Annotated in this window: 13 protein-coding genes and 1 tRNA gene; 6 read left to right on the plus strand and 8 right to left on the minus strand. The window is 58.2% G+C overall.

Annotated features, from left to right (window positions below):
* Positions 1-10 precede the first annotated feature (10 nt).
* From AAEZ10_RS14590 to AAEZ10_RS14600, 3 genes are all read right to left on the minus strand, one after another.
* A complete protein-coding gene (locus AAEZ10_RS14590) occupies positions 11-430 on the minus strand; it encodes an organic hydroperoxide resistance protein (protein ID WP_339099885.1) in 420 nt (139 codons plus the stop codon).
* Positions 431-489: 59 nt separating this feature from the next.
* Positions 490-1005, minus strand: a complete 516-nt coding sequence (locus AAEZ10_RS14595; RefSeq protein WP_339099886.1) for an HvfX family Cu-binding RiPP maturation protein — start codon at positions 1003-1005, stop codon at positions 490-492.
* A 377-nt stretch (positions 1006-1382) separates the two neighbouring features.
* Complete coding sequence (locus AAEZ10_RS14600) at positions 1383-2444, minus strand: SDR family oxidoreductase (RefSeq protein ID WP_350569764.1); 1062 nt, start codon at positions 2442-2444, stop codon at positions 1383-1385.
* Positions 2445-2548: 104 nt separating this feature from the next.
* Here AAEZ10_RS14600 and AAEZ10_RS14605 point away from each other — a divergent pair, with 104 nt between their 5' ends.
* The 3 genes from AAEZ10_RS14605 (at position 2549) to AAEZ10_RS14615 (ending at position 5747) form a co-directional block, all read left to right on the plus strand.
* Positions 2549-3208: a dTMP kinase gene (locus AAEZ10_RS14605; protein ID WP_350569766.1), complete on the plus strand. Its 660-nt coding sequence runs from the start codon at positions 2549-2551 to the stop codon at positions 3206-3208.
* A gap of 117 nt (positions 3209-3325) precedes the next feature.
* Positions 3326-3400: transfer RNA gene (locus tag AAEZ10_RS14610), tRNA-Lys, on the plus strand.
* Between the two features lie 25 nt (positions 3401-3425).
* Complete coding sequence (locus AAEZ10_RS14615; protein ID WP_350569768.1) at positions 3426-5747, plus strand: hypothetical protein; 2322 nt, start codon at positions 3426-3428, stop codon at positions 5745-5747.
* A 190-nt stretch (positions 5748-5937) separates the two neighbouring features.
* Here the strand turns inward: AAEZ10_RS14615 and AAEZ10_RS14620 are convergent, their stop codons facing one another.
* From AAEZ10_RS14620 to AAEZ10_RS14640, 5 genes are all read right to left on the minus strand, one after another.
* Positions 5938-6453 carry a cupin domain-containing protein gene (locus tag AAEZ10_RS14620; protein WP_122706188.1) on the minus strand — a complete coding sequence of 172 codons (516 nt, stop codon included), beginning with the start codon at positions 6451-6453 and terminating at the stop codon, positions 5938-5940.
* Between the two features lie 103 nt (positions 6454-6556).
* Positions 6557-8959, minus strand: coding sequence for a TonB-dependent siderophore receptor (locus AAEZ10_RS14625; protein ID WP_350569771.1), 2403 nt, complete (start codon positions 8957-8959; stop codon positions 6557-6559).
* Positions 8960-9026: 67 nt separating this feature from the next.
* Positions 9027-9977, minus strand: a complete 951-nt coding sequence (locus tag AAEZ10_RS14630) for a FecR domain-containing protein (protein ID WP_350569773.1) — start codon at positions 9975-9977, stop codon at positions 9027-9029.
* Positions 9977-10486, minus strand: coding sequence for a sigma-70 family RNA polymerase sigma factor (locus AAEZ10_RS14635; protein WP_350569775.1), 510 nt, complete (start codon positions 10484-10486; stop codon positions 9977-9979). Before AAEZ10_RS14635 ends, AAEZ10_RS14630 begins: the two co-directional genes overlap by 1 nt.
* A gap of 81 nt (positions 10487-10567) precedes the next feature.
* Positions 10568-11464, minus strand: coding sequence for a helix-turn-helix domain-containing protein (locus AAEZ10_RS14640; RefSeq protein ID WP_350569777.1), 897 nt, complete (start codon positions 11462-11464; stop codon positions 10568-10570).
* A 162-nt stretch (positions 11465-11626) separates the two neighbouring features.
* Here AAEZ10_RS14640 and AAEZ10_RS14645 point away from each other — a divergent pair, with 162 nt between their 5' ends.
* From AAEZ10_RS14645 to AAEZ10_RS14655, 3 genes are all read left to right on the plus strand, one after another.
* The gene (locus AAEZ10_RS14645; protein WP_073474434.1) at positions 11627-12985 is read left to right on the plus strand and encodes a glutamine synthetase family protein; all 1359 of its coding nucleotides are present in this window, start codon (positions 11627-11629) and stop codon (positions 12983-12985) included.
* 177 nt (positions 12986-13162) lie between these two features.
* Positions 13163-14251 carry a polyamine ABC transporter substrate-binding protein gene (locus AAEZ10_RS14650; protein ID WP_073474436.1) on the plus strand — a complete coding sequence of 363 codons (1089 nt, stop codon included), beginning with the start codon at positions 13163-13165 and terminating at the stop codon, positions 14249-14251.
* Positions 14248-15549, plus strand: coding sequence for an NAD(P)/FAD-dependent oxidoreductase (locus tag AAEZ10_RS14655; protein WP_350569779.1), 1302 nt, complete (start codon positions 14248-14250; stop codon positions 15547-15549). The genes AAEZ10_RS14650 and AAEZ10_RS14655 overlap by 4 nt, the downstream gene beginning before the upstream one ends.
* Positions 15550-15647: the final 98 nt, after the last annotated feature.

Raw genomic sequence — 15647 nt, forward strand, 5'->3', positions numbered from 1 at the left:
ACGGTTCTGCTCAAACGAGGTTGATAACCACGTTGATGTTGTTCCGCGTCGCTTTGGAGTACGGGCATGTCTGGTGTGCGGTGTCGATCAGCTCTTGAGCGACGTGGCGATCCAGCCTGGGAAGGGAGACGTTGAGGCGAGCCTGGAGGAAATAAGCGCCATCGGTTGTGCCTAGATCCACTTCGGCGTCGACGGCAAGGTCAACCGGGAGGGTGACTTTCAGCTTGCTCGCCGCAAGCCCCATTGCACCGATAAAACAGGCCGACCAACCTGCGGCGAACAACTGCTCTGGGTTGGTACCGGCGCCAGAGGTGCCAGGCGACGACAGTTTTATATCCAGTCGGCCATCGTCACTGAGCGCGGTGCCATTGCGTCCACCCGAAGAGGTATGGACTTTGCCGGTGTACAGCACTTTATCAATATGGGTCATGTTGAAACTCCTGATTACTAGTGGGGTTGAGAGCGATAACCTTGGTGACGCGATAGCACTCAGCGCGCATTCAAACGCTTTAGATACCGACCGAAAAATGTATCCAGGCTTAGCTTGCCGGCGCCTGTGAACACCAGGGGCAGAAGGGCTACGAGGTAGATCAAAGGAAGTTTGAAATTGCCGTAGCCTTTGTTGCTGATGGAGTAGCCCATAGCCAGTTCGCTCAACGTCGACCACTCTGCTGGCCAGTGAACTGCGGCAGTTGCCACGACGGTGACCACTATGAGGATCAGTGCCGAAAGACGTGTTCCCAGGCCTACAAGCAAAGCAATGGAACAGAGCAGTTCTGCCCACATGGATAACTGCCAATTGAACGTAGCCGGCAGCTGATTGAAGGGAAAAGGAAAGGCCCCTTGAATGCTGGGGAACCAGTTCTCACCGTTCCACTTTTCCCATCCCGCTTCAAAAAACTCCCAGGCCAGAAAAACGCGCAGGCTCAAAGGGGCGATCCAGTCCCCAGCGCGATCGAGATTAAGTTGCAGCCGATTCAAGACCGATGACGCGTTTGTTTGCATGGGTTTGATCCTCCGACTTGTCGTCAAGAAAGTGGAAGCCGTTAAGGTGCTCCCAATGACAGATGTCAGGCACAGGAGCACTGCGCTGGCCGTGGGCGCAGTTCATCGTGCTGGTGTATCTCGCTTGTGTCTGAGGGGGCGGGAAGATCAATGTTGTGTAACGTGTTTGCGTCCGTACACACTTGGATACAGAGCGATACCTGTCGAAGGCGCTATTTTGGAGTTGGGATATACGATCGGCTGCGTTCTGCCGGTGACTGGCGGGAGGATTTCGCAGGGCGAATGAACGTCGCAGATGAGGGGAGGGGCGAGGGCGTGGAAAGTACTGTTGAATGAGGGGGGCACGCCAGGTGCCCACCTTATCTGTCTGGAACCGCCTAAGGTATCAAGCGCATCCCCCGCAGCCGGTCGAACACGTCAAAAAATGCCTGATCGCTCGCTTGGTAGGCAGTGAAGCCCATCAGGCGGCTTTTCGACATATCCGTGACCACTTCGATGGGGCGACCAAGGTCGGCATCGGTATGCCATGGGGAAATCAGACGCCCAATGTCGGACTCTTTCAAACCGTGCTCGGCGACTATTTGCGTCCATACGGCTTGATCGTCCGCCATCTGCTTCTCTAGAGGCGAGGGTGACGCAGGATAGTCAGCAGCAGGCAGGTCGAAGTATTCGGCAATTCGGCTCCACATCCATTTCCAGCGGAATACATCGCCATTGGTGATATTGAATGCCTGATTTGCCGCAGCCGGCGTGGTGGCCGCCCACAGTTGTTGTTTCGCCAACTGCCGCGCATCCGTCATATCGGTGAGGCTGTCCCACTGCACTCTGGATCCGGGAAACACAAACGGGCGATTGGTGTGTTTGCAAATCGAGGCATAGACGGCGAGGGTGGTTGCCATGTTCATCGCATTGCCCACGGCCACCCCGGTGACGGTATGCGGGCGATGCACGCTCCAGGTGAAGCCGTCCTTTTCAGCTGCGGCGAAGAGTTCGTCTTCCTGAGCGTAATAGAAATTCTCGACATCCAGACGACCCTGTTCTTCGCGAAACGGTGTCTGCGGCAGGCTGCCTTTACCATAGGCTTCGAACGGGCCGAGGTAGTGTTTCAGGCCGGTAACCAGTGCAACGTGTTTGACGCTTTTGGCTGGGCGAATGGCGGCGAGGACGTTGCGCACCATGGCTGCATTGACGCGAATGTTCTCCGCTTCCGTGGCTTGCCGCGACCAAGTGGTAATGAACACATGCGTGGGTTTCACATCCCTCAGCGCCTGTTCCAGAGAAGCAGGATCCTGAAGGTCTGCCGCGACAGGGATCACGCCTTGCGCTTGCGATGGATGCCTCGACAGCGCAGCGACCTGCCACTGGTTGTCGATGAGTAACTGAGTGATGGCGCTACCGACGATGCCGCTGGCGCCCACGACTAGAGCTGTCTGGGTCATAGGTTTCTCCTGGATTTGAGTTTGGGAGTCCTGCTGAGCGACAGAGGTTCAACCTGAAAATCCGTTAGAGTGCGCGCTACTCCCCGTTAAAGCCTGTGAGAAAAATGACTCGTCCGCTGTTTGTCGCTCTGGATGGCCCCAAAGGCGTCGGCAAAACCTCGCTGTTGGAGGCCATCACTGAAGTCCTGAGGGCAGACAACCAGAAAGTCATCCGACTGTGCGAGAAAAAAAGCGACCCGTTCAGGGGCGGGACAATGCATCTGGTGAATCGACTCGTCCGACATCCTGACCGGGATCTGGAACTGGAAGTTTGCCAACGCCTGGCTGATAGCCGCCGCTGGATTTCCCGGCACGTGCTGACCAAACAACCCACCGACAGCATCATCCTGATTGATCGCTGGTACCCGTCCGATGCCGCGTTTCGCCGGATAGTGCCTTTCGCTGAAATCCTGCAATTGAACATTGACCGCAACGTACAGGTGCCGGACCTGCATGTTGGGGTGGTGACGACGGCGGAGATTTCGTGGGAGAGGGCAGGTTCACGCCGGCGTGGCTTGAGCAGTACTGTGCTTCGCGGTCTGGAGGAGCATGTCGCTTGTACTGAGGCGTTTGAGGTGGCCGCTGCCGCTCAGGGCTGGTTTTTGTGTCGGAATGAGGGGACGATCGAGGAGGCGACGGGGCGGGTGGTAGGGGAGATTAATCGGGTGATTAGACGCCCCCATGTCCTAACCGTCCGTGATGCTGGGAGGAGCGGACTTGAGTGAACCCTATGGGTCATCGCCGACTGAGCATATAAGTTCAAGGGATACATCCAGGTTCACAACCGGCAATGTTTTCAACCTTCACAATCGTTCAGCGCTGGTGGACAATCCGCGCTCTGTTCCGGGGTAGTTCAGCGGTAGAACACTCGGCTCTTAACCGGGTGGGCGCTGGTTCGAATCCAGCCCCCGGACCCACAACTTCGCAGGCTCGGAAGGACTCATGCTCAGGGACGATAGGGAATCGAATGCGAATGTCGGCATAGGTGCCGGCTATGCAGCCTTTCAACTGTCTCGAGCACTCGCTGCACCGGGCCTCGACAATAACGGACAGACAAGCAAGCGCATCGAGCGCTGGCGCAATGTAATCGAGCACATATTGCAGGGATCCGCGTCGTATGGCTCACGAACGCCATTCGCGGATGTGCCTGAGTGGGTCACGCTGGAAGTCGTCACTGGAGGTTTCGCCACTGGGCAGTTCATGGCCGGCGGTGCACTGACCGATTACGAGCGACAGCTGGCTGCTTCGATTCCAGGTATCCGTCCCGGTTTCGAGCGACTCGATCTCAACACTTGGCACCTTACGGAGGAGGGGATTGAGGTACTGCAAACGAAGCTGGCGAGCGGGGATTATCGAATCGAGGTGCCCGAAGAAGCTGCACTGCTGACCGTGGCCTGGTTGCTGGGGCAGCAACGTACAGAGAGCGCATGGGATCTGGTTGAAGCGATAGCGCCTTTCTTTGAACAGCTGCGATTCTTTCCGATGGCTTCTGACGGTTTGCCGCTTTCAGCAGGGCAAGTGCAGGTTTTTACTGTCGGTAATGTCAGGGCCCTACTTTCAAATCGCCCGGCACAGGCGCGCGTGGCAGTGCAGAAGCATGTCGTTGAAACTCGTTTACCACTTTACGATTCGGCGGTGTCGCTGTTCCTTTTAACGTATCAGGATGATTGGCCTTGTCGCCGATACCCCGAGGGCTGGTTTGAGCAGGCGAATATTCTGAAGCGGCAGTTCGATGCTGCTTGCCCCAGCGCTTCAGGTGCAGCTGAAAGCTCAAGGGATCGGGCAGGGGAGTTGTTTGCACTGCTGGGGAGTTGCGCGAGCGATGCGGCGTCGCTTACGGGACGGCAAGTCGGACGAATTCGCAGGATCGTCGACGATTTCGTACGCAAGCATGGTCATCCCGAATCCGAATCTCATCATAAGCACAGAGAGTCTCAACGCAGTCACGTGTCCGCACCCGGACACCATCTATTTGCTAAAGCGGTTGCCGCACGTCTGAGCAGGTATCCCGGTTCGGACGGAGTGTCCGACTTTTCATCTCTGCTGCAACCCGTTACCTGCGAAGAAGCGACTGCATATTCGCTGTTAACAGGTAGCGGCATTCCTCCTGGTATTCGTCGACGCGTCGAGCGGTGTCGAAAGGGCACAATTGCCGAGTTGATCGATAAGGGATTGATTACATCCGGGGATACCGTGGCGCGTGTGCTGCCAGCGATTACGGCTGAGATCTGCAGCGCAGGATTTCGCGATACGTCGCTGCGGATGCTCTCTGTCGCAACCTATCGCGCCTTTCGACAACGCCGATCATTGTTGCTGTTGGATCTGCAAAGTCAGGTCAGGATGAATGAATTGCCGTGGGTGGCGGCTGTTGAAGACCAGCGAGAAACGGACGCGGTGGTCGCTGAAGCAGCGAAACAGTTCCTGATCGAATCCGCAGCAATGACTCTTTGCGCTTTTCCTCAAGCGATCCTGCCCAACAAACTCATTCAGGAATTTGCTGCGCTTGGTGCGATGGCCAAGCTGGATCTGCCTTTTGTTGAAGAAGTCGCCTCGGACATTTTCATGGGCGCTTTCTCGAACAAGTACATAAGAGCTGCCAGGCAGGCGGCATTTTTGACAGGTGGCACGCTATACGCCAATTACTTCGACATTGATGCAAGCCAATTGGCGATGCTTCCTGATCAACCGAAATCCAGGCGCAAAAGGTTCTCCAGGCCTGACGCTAGTTCCAGAGACGCATTGGCCAGATTGTGCTCCCAGCGGGCTGATGAGGGCCTGGGTACATGGCGACCGGCGACTAACGGGAAAATCATCGAGCAACAACAGATCCTGACGACGCAAAACCTTGCGCTCTTATTTGGTGAGCTTGGGTTGAAAGCGCTGTTGCAGGATCGCCTGGCTTCGATGGCCGAGGAATGCTTCAGATGGATATGCGTACGCCAGCAGATGAAGTTGCGGTTTTATCACTCCAGCCTGGTGGTGATCAAAAATACGGCTTATGCCTGGCGGCAAATGGTCTTTTATCTAGCGATGCTCGATGAGGCAGAAATGCGTTTCGCGATTGAACGTATCGAAGCTCATTTCGCGATTCAGCCTAGTGCATTTCGTGAAAGGTTTCTGCCGGCGATTAGAGGATTGCGAGTAGCGGCTTCTGGCGCACTGTTGACCGAGGCACGCCAAGCAAGCGAAGGTGCTCAGGTTTTTATCGGATGGACTACCGAGAGACATTGGTTGTTGAAGCAGCAAACGAACGGCGTTGCTTAGACTGAGAGGTTGGGAGTGGTGGATCTGATATCTAAAGCCTGAGCCATTCACATACATGATTTAACATAATATACATTACACGTAACAAAGTATTACAAAGTTAGCGTGGTCGCCCAGGAGATTTGAATCTGCGTTGGCCGCTTCAAAACCAGCTTTCCCTACAACCTGCATTCTTCCCAATCTACAGCCCTCATCCATCATCACGCGTCAGCTTTTCAATCAGCGCTCCATGCTGCGGATACTGTGCGGTCAATTTTGCTCGATCACCTATTTCCATATCGGCAAAATCAAACCCAGGCGAAACCGCTTCGCTGATCAAGCCAAAGCCATTCGAGCCTTCCAGCAATCGAGAGGCTTTCCAAATTCCACCCGGTACGTGCAACTGCAGTTGCTGACCAGCCAAAACATCGCTGCCCATCACCAGCGTTTGCAATGAGCCGTCGGCGTGGATCAGGTTGTATTCGATGGCGTCGCCCAACTGGAAATAATGCAGGATGTCGGACTGGTTGAAATGAAACTGGCCCACTGGCGATTGCTCAGTAAGCAGATAGTAGATCGAGGTCAGCAGATATCGCGGGCCTTGCTGCGTTTCGAGGCAGGCACGGTGATCGGCTTGATAGGTTCTGCGGTAATAACCGCCCTCGACATGAGGCTGTAGATTCAGCGCAGCAATCACATCAGTTGCGTTCGGCTTGCGCTGAATCATGGTCTTCTCCGTTATGGGTAATGTTTTTTGTTAGCTCAACTAAACGGTCATTTAGTGTAGTTAACGTATTTTCGACGACGATCGACGCATTTACCCTGCTCCATCAGAAGTCTACCGTCGCCGACAGCAGATACGTTCTTGGCGTAGAAAGCGTCAACCCCGGCTCACTATCATCCGATGCACCCGCCGAACTCCAATAGCGTTTATCCAGCACGTTTTCGACATTGGCGCGCAAGGTGATTGTCTTCTCGTCCAGCTTGAAAGCATAGCGCGTACCTACGTCGAACCGCTCCCAGGAGTCGATTTCCTTGTCGTTCGCCTGATCCAGATACTGCGAACTCGAGTAAATACCACGGCTGGTCAAAGTCAGCCCCTGCACAGTCGGTACGTCCCACTCCGCGCCGAGATTGACGTTGTATTTCGGTGTCGCCGGTGCGCGGTTGCCGTCGAATGTGCCGTTGGTGGTGTGGGTCAGTTCGCTGTCGATGTACATCACACCGCCGAGCAATCTGAAGCCTTTGAACGGTTCGCCGAACACGCTCAGTTCTACGCCATTGTTCTCGCGCTTGCCGTTTGGGCCGAAGACTCGCGTGGTGGCGTTGGTTTCGTAGGCAGGTTGTTTGATGCGGAACACCGCTGCCGTCAGCGCGTATGCACCCGCGTCGTACTTGGCGCCGACTTCGACCTGGCGGCTGATGAATGGCGGGAAGATTTCGTCTTCGTTGATAGAGGTCGATGGCGCGATCTTGCCTTGGCTCAGACCTTCCATGTAGTTGGCGTACAGCGAAAGTTTGTCCGTCGCCTTGAACAGAATCCCGCCCGATGGCGAGACTTTTTCCTCATCGTAAGCCGTGTCGCCCTTGATGCCGTCGCTCCAGTCATCGACTTTGACTCGCTGCCAGCGCGCCCCCAAAGTCAGCAACAGACGATCGTCGAAGAAGCCGAGTGTGTCCGACAGCGCCACGCCGCTGAAGCGGTTCTCTGTGTAGACCTTGGCGTCATTGCGGGTCGGCGTGCCGGGTCTGGCAATTTCCACCGGGTCGTAGAGATTGCTGCGTCCGGCCGCGTAACGGGCGCCGCCGTTTTCGAAGTCCATATAAAAGTAGTTGCCCGCCAGGTTCACTTCATGGCTGACCGGCCCGGTCTGGAACCAGTTTCGAACGCCAGCAGTAGCCGTGCGGACGTTCTCGTCGCGAGTGAAGTCGCGCGGCTGAACGCTGAAATCGCCGGCATCGTTGGTCACCGAAACGGCATGGCGCAAGAAATCGTGATTGCTTTTGCGGGCGCCGACGCCGGCATACAGCATGATCGAGTCGCTGACATCGAACTCACCGTTGACTGTGCCGAAGGTGTCTTTGGTGCGCGCCCGGCTCCAGGGTTGCGCATAGTTGTCGCGCACATCATTGGCGTTCGGCACCTTGGCACTGGCCGCGACTTGCACGCGTTCCTGCGGTGCGTCGGTGTCGCGTTCGGTGTGGCCGATATCGGTGGAAAGTCGCAAGCGTTCACCACGGAAATCCAGACCAAGGACCGCCATGTCGCGATCGACGCTCTGGTGATCCCATTCCGTATCTCCGGACTGTTTGACCCCGTTGAAGCGCAAACCGAATTGGTTTTCGTCACCAAAACGCCGTCCGACATCCACCGCGCCGCCGACTTGGTTGTTCGAGGCGTAATTGGCCGTCAGCGAAGTAATCGGCTTGTCGGTCGCACGCTTCGGCACGACGTTGATCCCCCCTCCTACACTGCCCCGTGGCGAAATCCCGTTGATCAATTGGCTCGGGCCCTTAAGGATGTCGACACGATCGGCCATTTCCATGTCGATGGTGTAAGTCGGCAACACACCGTAGAGGCCGTTGTAGGCAACATCACTGTTGAACAGGCTGAAACCACGGATGGTGAATTGCTCATAGCGGCCACCGGCCGGGTTGGTTGCGCGTACCGAAGGGTCGCTGCCGATCAGGTCGCCGAGGGTGCGCGCCTGTTGGTTTTTCACCGTTTCGCTGGTGTAGGTGGTCATGCTGAACGGGGTTTCCATGAAATCCCTGGAGCCCAACAGCCCTTGCGAACCCCGCCGCGCGACCTGACCGCCGGCGAATACATCGGCATCCGCTGAACCGCTCGCGCCGAGAATCGATGTCGGTGCCAGCTGCAAGGTGCTGCCTTGCACTGCGGGCACCAGCGTATAAGCCTGATCACCGACCGGTTGCAGCTGCAAACCGGAGCCCAGCAACAACCGGCTGAACCCCTCCTCCACACCGAATTCGCCGGACAACCCACTGCTGTTGCGGCCGCTGACCAGCGCCGGATCCACCGAAAGATTGACTCCAGCGAGACCGGCGAACCGCGTTAGCGCGGCACTCAGGCTACCGGCCGGCACCTGATAACTGCGGCGGCTGCCATCGTCGGCCCAGCTCGATTGGATCAACACGGGGCTGGCACTCAGGCTCAGCAAAAGGCTCAACTGCAACAACGGACGCAAACGACCTGGGAATACTGCGGGCATTGGAAGAAGCTCTCGATTTTGTTCACTTGCCTGGAATGACCAGTGAGGCGAAAAAAAGGGACAGGCTTCAGCCAGTTTTTTCTGCACGCGGTACCAGTGACACCCAAAATCGCGTTCGCGTATGCACATCGACGGGCAAACTGGCTGCCAGCAGTGCCAGCACTTGATCGGTATCGTCGAGGCGAAAGCTGCCAGTGACGCGCAGCGATTCCAGCGCCGGATCCCAGCGCAGCACGCCCGAGCGGTAGCGACTCAGCTCGCGGAGGAAATCACCCAGCGGCTGGTTTTGCGCCATCACCACACCGTCGCGCCAACCGGGCATCAACGCTTCGAATGCCGTCACCGCTCCCGCGCCCGAAGCTTGCAGGCTGACTTGCTGGCCCTGCTGCAATACCAGCGTCGGGCCGTGCAGTGGCTGCAATTGCACCGAACCACGCAGCACGCAGACCTGGCAATCGCGCGCATTGAGGCGCACCGAGATGTCGCTGTGATTGACGATCATCCGCCCATAAGGCGCGTTGACGATAAAGGCTGAATCGCCCGCGACGTTGAGCGCCATCTCGCCACGAATCAGCGTCAACTGACGTGCCGCCAGATCGACATTAACCGCGCTGTCGGTGTTGAGTTGCAATGAAGAATCCTGGGCCAACTGCACTTTGCGCCGCTCGCCAGTGCTGGTGTGCAGGTCGGCGCGCCAGACCTCCAGCGGCAGCTCGCGTCCGATCAACCACGCCGCCGGCACCAGCGCCGCCACGCCCAAGGCACGCTTGAGAGCAGCGCGCCGCGCCGGATCCGGCCGATCCAGCGTGGCCATGGCCAGCGTCGGCGGCAAACCTGCGAAACGCTGGCGAAGCTGCTGGATTTTCTGCCACGCGTTCTCGTGGCGACTGTCACTGGCGCGCCAATGCTGCAATCGGGCGTGATCTTCCTCGCTGGCACCACCGGACTCGAGCAGTGCCAGCCAGTGCGCCGCCGCCCTCGCCACTTCCCGCATTTCATCATTGGGTGCAACGCGCATCACAGATCCGCCAGCAAGCAATGCTCGTACGCTTGGGCCATGTAACGTTTCACCGTGCGCTCGGAAACCTGCAAGCGCTCGGCAATCTCGCGGTAGCCAAGGCCCTCGAGTTGACTCCAAAGAAATGCCCGGCGCACCGGGCGCGACAAGCCATCGAGCAATTCATCCAGCGCCTGCAAGGTTTCCAGCAGCAACCAGCGCTGCTCCGGCGACGGTGCGCACGCTTCCGGCAATTGCGCCAAGGCATCGAGGTAGGCTTTTTCCAGATGGCGCCGCGTGTAGAAATTGCTCAGCAGCCGTTTGCCAACGGTGAGCAAATACGCACGCGGCTCGCGCAACTCGGCCAGTGGCGGCGCGTTGCACAGGACGCGGACAAAGGTGTCCTGACTGAGGTCCGCCGCATCCCACGCATTGCCCATGCGCCGGCGCAGCCAGGTTTCCAGCCAGCCGCGGTGCTCGCGATACAACTGCTGCAGGCTCTGCTCCGACGGTGACGTAGCTTCAATCATCTCAAGAGACCCTGCGCGAAGGTAGATTCAAATGAGACTGATTCTATTTAACTTCTGCGAGGACACAAAGCCTTTTTCTGCTCAGCGCTTGAGCGTTTCGCTCGGCAGCTCCTTGAACAGCGCCCGGTAACTGCTGGAAAACCGCCCCAGATGCCAGAACGACCAGCGCATCGCCACTTCGGCAACGGTGGTTTCGCTAGGCCTGCGCTTGAGCAATTCACGGTGTGCACTGTTCAGCCGCCTCAGGCGTAACCAATGGCTCGGGGTCATCCCGGTGTAGGCCTTGAAAGCTTGCTGCAACTGGCGCAGGGGTACGCCGGCAACGTTGGAAAGCTCGAGCAGATTGACCGTGTCTTCCGGCGAATCAGCTGCCCACTCCCCTACTCGCTTCATGATTTGGCGCTCGTCGTTGCGCCGCTGCAATCCGCCCCGATCAAGGCTGGTGTGAGCGTTGTCGAGGATGAACAGGCAGTCCTCGAGCAGTTGCCGAGTCAGGCGATCTTTATCAAGTGGATCAGAGGCTTGCGACAACTTCGTGAGAATCGAGCTTAACCAGCCGCTGAACAAAGCGTTCTGTCCGCAGTTCAGCGGCGCCATGAACAAACCTTCGAGCTTTGCCACTTGCAAACCGTGCTCGCGGACGAAATCCGGACCGAATACCACAGCGATTTCCCGGTAGTTCTCCGGGGTGATCCAGATGTTGCGGCTCTCTTCGTTGAGCAGATACAGCGCGTTGTCACTGCGATCAAAACAGAACGCCAGAGCCCCGGATGGCGCGCTGAAATTCTGTTCGACCCGGGTGTTCATCTGTTCTTCGTAAACCTCGACGCCCTGCAGATCCAGATAGCGAATCTGCCCAGCGAAATGCCCCGGCGACATCTGCTGGTAATGCTGGACCCAGCCCGGTGTAGCGCGGATTTGCTCGGCCACATCGGCGGTATTGAACGCTTGAACCTGAAGCGGATTGCACGTTGTCATGGGGTGACCCTGCGCACTCTTTTGGTGCGCTTTGGTGCTGCTGAAAGTGGATAGATGGAATCGCAAGCCGCGCCCAAGATAGTCGCCAACGCGCCACAGGGGAAGGGGCGGAAGATGAAACCCGCCCTCCCCGGCGTCTACAAAACCAATAACGAGGTCTTTATGAACGCCCCTTTCGATCAGCTGTTCACCTGGCTGAAAGATCACAAGATTACCGAAGTCGAATGCGTGGTCAGCGACCTGACCGGCATCGCCCGCGGCAAGATTGCACCGACCAACAAGTTCCTGCATGAGCGCGGCATGCGCCTGCCGGAGAGCGTGCTGCTGCAAACGGTAACCGGGGATTTTGTCGACGACGACATCTACTACGACCTGCTCGACCCGGCTGACATCGACATGGTCTGCAAGCCGGTTTCCGACGCCGTCTACGTCATTCCTTGGGCAATCGAGCCGACTGCCATCGTCATCCACGACACCTTCGACAAGTTCGGCAACCCGATCGAACTGTCGCCGCGCAACGTTCTGAAGAAAGTTCTGCAGCTCTACACCGACAAGGGCTGGAAGCCGATTGTCGCGCCGGAAATGGAGTTCTACCTGACCCAACGGTGTGAAGACCCGGACCTGCCGCTCAAGGCACCACTGGGTCGTTCGGGTCGTGCGGAAAGCGGTCGCCAGTCATTCTCGATCGATGCCGCTAACGAATTCGATCCGCTGTTCGAAGACGTCTACGACTGGTGCGAACTGCAAGGTCTGGATCTCGACACGCTGATCCACGAAGACGGCCCGGCGCAGATGGAAATCAACTTCCGCCACGGCGATGCGCTGGATCTGGCTGACCAGATCACCGTGTTCAAACGCACCCTGCGCGAAGCAGCGCTCAAGCACAATGTCACCGCGACGTTCATGGCCAAGCCGATCGGCGACGAGCCTGGCAGCGCCATGCACCTGCACCAGAGCGTGGTCGAGATCGCGACGGGCCAGCCGATCTTCGCCGATGCCGAGGGCAACATGAGCGAGCTGTTCCGTCATCACATCGGTGGCTTGCAGAAATACATCCCGAAAGTCCTGCCGATGTTCGCACCGAACGTCAATTCGTTCCGCCGCTTCCTGCCGGACACCTCGGCGCCGGTCAACGTCGAATGGGGCGAAGAGAACCGCACGGTGGGCCTGCGAGTGCCGACTTCCGGGCCTGAATCGATGCGCGTGGAAAACCGCTTGCCCGGCGCCGACGCCAACCCGTATCTGGCGATTGCCGCGAGCCTGCTGTGCGGCTACATCGGCATGGTCGAACAGATTGAGCCGAGCGCGGCGGTCGAAGGCCGGGCCTACGAACGGCGCAACCTGCGCCTGCCCATCACCATCGAAGAAGCCCTGACGCAGATGGAAGACTGCCCGAAAGTCGCCGAATACCTGGGCAGCAAATTCGTCCGTGGTTACGTCGCGGTCAAACGCGCCGAGCATGAAAACTTCAAGCGCGTGATCAGCTCGTGGGAGCGTGAGTTCCTGCTGCTCAGCGTCTGAACGCGCAGCTGTCCCTGTGGGAGTTGTGCAGCGCCTGAGAATTTGATCGTTCCCACGCTCCCGCGTGGGAATGCATCCCGGGACGCTCTGCGTCCCATCCAAAGCCGAACGCGGAGCGTCCGTTGCGGCATTCCCACGCAGAGCGTGGGAGCGATCATTACAAGAAGAGGTGTCGAAATGCGTCTATTGAAATCCGTACTCCCGGTCGCACTGAGCGTGCTGTTCAGTGCCGTAGCCCACGCCGAGCCCCAAGTCAGCGTCTACAACTGGACCGACTACATCGGCGAAACCACCCTCGCCGACTTCCAGAGCAAGACCGGGATCAAGGTGATCTACGACGTCTTCGACTCCAACGAAACCCTTGAAGGCAAACTCCTCGCCGGTCGCACCGGATACGACGTGGTAGTGCCGTCCAACCACTTCCTCGCCCGCCAGGTAAAGGCCGGGGCGTTCATGAAGCTCGATCGTTCACAGTTACCAAACTGGAAGAACTTGGATCCGAAACTGCTTGAATTGCTTGAGAAAAATGATCCCGAGAATGCGCACTCGGTGCCTTACCTGTGGGGCACCAACGGCATCGGTTACAACGTCGACAAGGTCAAGCAAGTGCTCGGCATCGACCACATCGATTCCTGGGCCGTGCTGTTCGAACCCGAGAATCTGAAGAAGCTGAGCCAGTGCGGCGTGTCGATGATGGACTCCGCCGACGAAGTCTTCCCGGCCATCCTCAACTACATGGGCATGGACCCTCGCAGCGAAAAGCCCGAGGACTATAAAAAGGCCGAAGCCAAGCTGCTGAGCATCCGCCCGTACATCACCTATTTCCATTCTTCCAAGTATGTTTCCGACCTGGCCAATGGTGACATCTGCGTTGCGTTCGGTTACTCCGGCGATGTCTTCCAGGCGGCCAACCGCGCCAAGGAAGCCAAGAACGGTGTGAATATCGCTTACGCCATCCCCAAGGAAGGCGCCAACCTGTGGTTTGATCTGCTGGCGATTCCGGCCGACGCGAGCAACGCCAAAGAGGCGCACGCCTTCATCAATTACCTGCTCGATCCGCAGGTGATCGCCAAGGTCAGCGCCACCGTCGGCTACGCCAACCCGAATCCGGCGGCCAAGCCGTTCATGGATCAGGACTTGGTCAACAATCCTGAGGTTTACCCGCCGCAGTCGGTGCTCGACAAACTCTACATTTCCTCGACCCCGCCCCAGGCGATCATGCGTCTGATGACCCGGTCGTGGAGCAAAGTGAAGTCGAACAAATGAATCAGCACAGCGCACAACACACCGGCTCTTATTACGCCGCTTCTGCACGGACGAGCACGCCCTACCCTGCGCTGGATGGTGATTTGCTTGCCGACGTCTGCGTAATCGGTGGCGGCTTCACTGGCGTCAACACCGCGATTGAGCTGGCCCAGCGCGGTCTGTCGGTGGTGTTGCTCGAGGCGCGACGTATCGGCTGGGGCGCCAGCGGCCGCAATGGCGGTCAGCTGATTCGCGGTATCGGCCATGAAGTCGAGGGGTTCGCTCGCTACGTTGGCCAGGACGGCGTGCGCTATCTGCGGCGCGCCGGTATCGATTCGGTGGAGCTGGTGCGCCAGCGCATCACTGAAAACGCCATCGACTGTGATCTGCGCTGGGGCTTTTGCGAACTGGCCAACACCGCCGCGCAATTCGCCGCGTTCAAGCAGGAACAGGACAGCCTCGCCGAACTCGACTATGCCCACGCAACCAGGCTGGTCGGGCCGGAGCAGATCCGGCAGCAAGTGGTCGACGCTGGTGTGTACGCCGGCGGATTGATCGACATGGGTTCGGGGCACTTGCATCCGCTTGATCTGGTGCAAGGTGAGGCGCGTCTCGCGGCATCGCTGGGCGTGCGTATCTTTGAGCAGAGTCCGGTGCTGGAAATTCTCCATGGCCCGACCGTCGAGGTGCGTTGCGCCACGGGTTCAGTGCGCGCCGGCAGCCTGGTGCTCGGCTGCAACGCGCATCTGGATGACCTCGAGCCGAAACTCAGCGGCAAGGTGCTGCCCGCCGGCAGTTACATCATCGCCACCGAGCCGCTAGACGAAAGCCGCGCCGCGCTGTTGATTCCACAGAACCTGGCGCTGTGCGATCAAAAAGTCGGACTGGACTATTACCGACTCTCGGCTGATCGACGGTTGCTGTTTGGCGGCGCTTGTCATTATTCCGGCCGCGATCCGGCGGATATCGCTGCCTACATGCGCCCGAAAATGCTCAAGGTGTTCCCGCAACTGACCGATGTGCGCATCGACTACCAATGGGGCGGCAAGATTGGCATTACCGCCAACCGTTTTCCTCAGGTTGGCCGGCTCAAGCAGCACCCGAACGTGTTTTACGCGCAGGGCTATTCCGGTCATGGCCTCAACGTCACCCACTGGTGCGCGAAGTTGTTGGGCGAAGCCACTCATGCCGGGCACAGCCAGGGCATGGACGTGTTCAGCGGCGTGCCGCACATGACCTTCCCCGGCGGCCCGGCGTTGCGTTCGCCGCTGCTGGCGCTGGGCATGTTCTGGTATCGCGTGCGCGAAATGCTCGGCTGAGCCCGCCAAGATTCTGGCCCCTGTAGGAGCTGCCGAAGGCTGCGATCTTGGGACGCAGAGCGTCCCGGGCTGCATTCCCACGCAGAGCATGGGAACGA

This window comes from Pseudomonas sp. H26/SER47-MNA-CIBAN-0231, assembly GCF_040310465.1.
GTDB classification, from domain to species: domain Bacteria; phylum Pseudomonadota; class Gammaproteobacteria; order Pseudomonadales; family Pseudomonadaceae; genus Aquipseudomonas; species Aquipseudomonas atacamensis.